The 3533-nt window shown below is 72.0% G+C and carries 4 protein-coding genes; 2 read left to right on the forward strand and 2 right to left on the reverse strand.

Features of this window, described 5'->3' with window-relative positions; all coding sequences use genetic code 11:
- Window positions 1–60: 60 nt before the first annotated feature.
- Window positions 61–816, forward strand: coding sequence for a dienelactone hydrolase family protein (locus tag K6I34_RS33770; protein WP_229331858.1), 756 nt, complete (start codon window positions 61–63; stop codon window positions 814–816).
- Window positions 817–822: 6 nt separating this feature from the next.
- On the opposite strand, the gene K6I34_RS33775 is transcribed toward K6I34_RS33770, so the two are convergent.
- Together K6I34_RS33775 and K6I34_RS33780 are read right to left on the reverse strand one after the other, a co-directional pair.
- Window positions 823–1743 carry a 1-aminocyclopropane-1-carboxylate deaminase/D-cysteine desulfhydrase gene (locus K6I34_RS33775; RefSeq protein WP_229331859.1) on the reverse strand — a complete coding sequence of 307 codons (921 nt, stop codon included), beginning with the start codon at window positions 1741–1743 and terminating at the stop codon, window positions 823–825.
- Window positions 1744–1774: 31 nt separating this feature from the next.
- A complete protein-coding gene (locus tag K6I34_RS33780) occupies window positions 1775–2365 on the reverse strand; it encodes an N-acetylmuramoyl-L-alanine amidase (protein WP_229331860.1) in 591 nt (196 codons plus the stop codon).
- A 191-nt stretch (window positions 2366–2556) separates the two neighbouring features.
- On the opposite strand from K6I34_RS33780, the gene K6I34_RS33785 reads away from it, so the two are divergent.
- The gene (locus K6I34_RS33785; protein WP_229331861.1) at window positions 2557–3468 is read left to right on the forward strand and encodes a glutaminase; all 912 of its coding nucleotides are present in this window, start codon (window positions 2557–2559) and stop codon (window positions 3466–3468) included.
- Window positions 3469–3533 lie beyond the last annotated feature (65 nt).

A 3533-nucleotide genomic window follows, 5' to 3' on the forward strand; every position in this document is an offset into this window, starting at 1 on the left:
GTGTGATGGGGGCTGTCGGGCGGCTCGGGCCCGACAGCCCCCATCACCACAGGAGAGTTCATGCCCACCACGTCCGCCACATCCACCGCGTCACTGCTGATTCCCACCCCGGACGGCAAGGCCGACGCCTTCGCCGCCTTCCCCGACGACGGCGAGCGGCACCCGGGGGTGCTGATGTACCCGGACGCCTTCGGCATCCGGCCCGTACTGCGGGAGATGGCCCAGGAGCTGGCCGGGCACGGGTATTACGTCCTCGTCCCCAACTACTTCTACCGGCACGGCCCGGCACCGCTGGCCGACCTGCCCGAGTACATCGGAGGGGAGGCCCGGTCCGCGCTCATCGCCCGGCTGATGCCCTGGATCGAGGCGCACACCACCGAACAGATCCTGCGCGACGCCGACGCTTACCTCCGCTTCCTCGCCGACCGGCCCGAGGTAGCCGCCGGACCGGTCGCGGTGACCGGCTACTGCTTCGGCGGTCTGCTGGCGGTGCGCACCGCCGTGGCCCACCCCGGCCAGGTGGCCGCTGTCGCCGGATTCCACGCTCCTGTGGGCGCCGACGGGCCGGACAGCCTGCGCCGCCTCACCGCCCGGGTCCACTTCGGCCATGCCGCGACCGACCTGACGCCCGAGGACCTCGGCGAGCTCAACCAGGCCCTGGACGCCGCGGGGGTCGACTACACCTCCGAGATCTACCCCGGCACCGTCCACGGCTTCACCATGTCCGACACCGACGCCTTCGACGCCTCCGCGCTGCGGCACCACTGGGACCGCCTGCTGCCCCTGCTCGACCGGGCCTTGACCGACAAGGGCTGAGAGCCGTCAGGGCGCGCCCGTGATCACGGCCGCCACCGTCGTACCGGGCGCGAAGGCCCCCTCCCCCACCAGCGTCGTCAGCCCGTACAGCGCCTTCGCCACGTACAGCCGCTCCAGCTCCACACCGTGCCGGTCGGTGAAATCGGCGGCGAAGGCCTCCAGTTCCGCGGGGACCTTCGCGTAGCCGCCGCCGTGGAAGCGTTCCTCCAGGTGCCAGGAGCCGCGCGGGCCGCCGAACGCCTCTCGCTGGAGGCCGCGTATCTCGTCCCCGAGGAAGCCTCCCTTCAGCACGGGGAAGCCGATGGCCCGCTGACCGGGGGACAGGCCGGCGGCCAGGCCGGCGAGGGTGCCGCCCGTGCCGCAGGCGATGCCGACGACGTCGGCGACGCCGCGCAGCTCGCGGCCGAGCTCCGCGCAGCCGCGCGCGGCCGCGGCGTTGCTGCCGCCTTCGGGGACGATGTAGCAGTCGTCGTCGGCGAGCGAGGCCAGCACTTCCGGTTCGGCCTTCCGGCGGTACGTGGCCCGGTCCACGTACCGCAGCCGCATGCCGTCGGCCGCGCAGCGGGCGAGCGACCAGTTGAGCGGGCGGTCGGCGAGTTCCTCGCCCCGGACGACGCCGACCGTGGCGAAGCCCAGGAGCCTGCCCGCGGCGGCGGTGGCCCGCAGGTGGTTGGAGTAGGCGCCGCCGAAGGTCAGCAGCGTGCGGCGGCCCTCCGCGGCCGCGGCCCGCAGGTTCGGCTCCAGCTTCCGCCATTTGTTGCCCGGCAGCTCGGGATGTATCAGGTCGTCGCGCTTGAGCAGCAGCCGTACGCCACGGCGCTCGAACCGTTCGTCCCGCAGCTCCTCCAGCGGGGACGGCAGCCGGGGCCGCAGCGCGGCGAGCCCGCCGTCGGCAGTGGCGGCAGCAGGGGGAAGGTCGCTGGTCACGCCCCCATTGTCGGGGCAGGCCGGAGCGCCGTCACTTCAGCCGTTCGCCGACGCGCTCGCGCAGCAGGTCCATGGAGAAGCCCACGGGGTCGACCTTGCCGGGCCGCCATTCGAGGTGGCCGATGACGGACCGCTCGGTCCAGCCGTGGAAGCGGCAGATCGCCGCCGCGACCTGTTCGATGGCCAGCATCTGCTCCTCCGGCCAGGGGTCCTCGCCGTCGCCGAGGTTGACGCACTCGAAGCCGTAGAAGTGGACGTTGCCGTCGGTGTCGGCCCAGCGGACGGGCGGCAGCCGTTTCTCGGCGATCACCGCCTGGAGCACCTCCCCGTCACCGCCCCCGGCGTGGTTGGCGCGCCCGCAGCCGACGAGATGGATACGGCCGTCCTTGGCGATCACGCCATGGCAGAGAGGGCCGGGGAGCGAGGTGTAGCCGTTCCAGCAGAGGCGTACGGAGCTGTCGGTGCCGGAGGAGGCGGTGTGGTGGATCATGACACCGTTGACCGGCCCCCACGGGCCGTGGCCGACCCGGTTGTGGTTGCGCCAGCCGTCGACCTCGACGACCGTGGCGCCCTCCCGCCGCAGCGCGGCCAGGAACTCGTTCGCCGACATGGGTGGGGCCATGCCGCCCTCCTTGCGCGAGAAACCGGCATGAAACCGGCCGGCGTACGCCCGCTGCGTAGGCCGAATGCCCCTCCTTGTACCCAAAAGTTCGCAGGTGGGGCGGGCGTTCGGATATCGTGCGAGCCGATCCGGCCTCCGGCCGAATATCTCATCAATGTCAACGTCGACAGAGAAGCGCGAGATCGAAGACAGTGGACTACCAGGCCGTTCTCGAAGACGTCGCCTCGTTCGTGAAGCCGCTCGTCGGCCGCGGACAGGTGGCCGACTACATCCCCGCTCTGGCCGGTGTGGACATCGAGCGCTTCGGCATGGCCGTCGCGGACGTCGACGGCGGTGTGTACGGGGTCGGGGACTGGGAACGGCCGTTCTCGGTGCAGTCCATCTCCAAGGCGTTCGGGCTCGCGCTCGTCCTCGCCGAAGGCGGCGACAAGGTCTGGGAGCGGGTCGGCACCGAACCGTCCGGAAACCCCTTCAACTCCCTGGTGCAACTCGAATACGAGAACGGCATCCCCCGCAACCCCTTCATCAACGCGGGCGCCCTCGTCGTCACCGACCGCCTCCAGACGCTGACCGGCGACGCCAGCACCACGATGCTGGAGTTCCTGCGCGCGGAGAGCGGCAACCCGGCCGTCTCCTTCGACCCGGCCGTCGCCGCCTCCGAGACCGAGCACGGCGACCGCAACGCCGCCCTCGCCCACTTCATGGCGAGCTACGGCAACCTCGACAACCCCGTCCAGACCGTCCTGGAGCACTACTTCTGGCAGTGCTCCATCGAAATGAGCTGCCGCGACCTGGCCCTGGCCGGCGGCTTCCTCGCCCGCCACGGCCTGCGCGCCGACGGCACACGGCTGCTGCCGCGGCGCGAGGCGAAGCAGATCAACGCCGTGATGCTGACGTGCGGGACGTACGACGCGGCGGGCGACTTCGCGTACCGGGTCGGCCTGCCGGGCAAGAGCGGCGTCGGCGGCGGCATCGTCGCCGTCATACCGGGGCGCTGCACGCTGTGTGTCTGGAGCCCGGGGCTGGACGCGCGCGGCAACTCCGTTGCCGGGGTGGCGGCGCTGGACCACTTCACGACGCTGACGGGCTGGTCGGTGTTCTGACCGGGGGCTGCCGCCCCCGGACCCCCGCGGTGGTCGGTTGCGGCCGGTGGTCCGGTTGTGCCCAC

This window comes from Streptomyces sp. UNOC14_S4 (genome assembly GCF_020740835.1).
Classification (GTDB): Bacteria; Actinomycetota; Actinomycetes; order Streptomycetales; family Streptomycetaceae; genus Streptomyces.